The sequence below is a fragment of the Klebsiella sp. A-Nf5 genome (assembly GCF_002810545.1).
Taxonomy (GTDB): Bacteria; Pseudomonadota; Gammaproteobacteria; order Enterobacterales; family Enterobacteriaceae; genus Klebsiella; species Klebsiella variicola.
On sequence record NZ_PIOG01000083.1, the window covers coordinates 1 to 472 of the forward strand.

General features: G+C 40.0%; 1 pseudogene. It reads right to left on the reverse strand.

Features of this window, described 5'->3' with window-relative positions:
• Positions 1–472, reverse strand: a pseudogene (locus CWM53_RS08755) (tyrosine-protein kinase); the annotation flags it as partial.

Here is a 472-nt window from a genome sequence, read left to right on the forward strand (position 1 = left end):
TACATTAAATAGTTTATGCGTATATCCTTTGCGTAGATCAGCATCGACGAATAAAACTTTCTTACCAGTTTGTGCGATTACTGCGGCTAAGTTAGTACTAACAAAAGTCTTACCTGCGTTCGGGCTAGCACCAGATATCATAAGGATGTTGTTTCGAGATTCTAACATTGCGAAATGAAGGCTCGTTCTTAATCCCCTTATAGCCTCTATAGCTAGATCTGCAGGGTTCTCGACAGCTAAAAATCCAGCAGAATACTCACTATTCGCTTTCTTTTTAACACTAATTGTTTTTGCTGCCTGCATTGCTTGTTTAGAAAAGGCCTCTGCTACCGGAATACTCGCATAGACATTAATCCCGATTTCCTCTAGTTGCTCTGGTGACTCAATTCCTCTTCTAAGGAAAATTTGTAAAAAGACTAGTCCAATCGACACAACCCCACCACCTATTATACCAAGAAGCACAATAATGGCT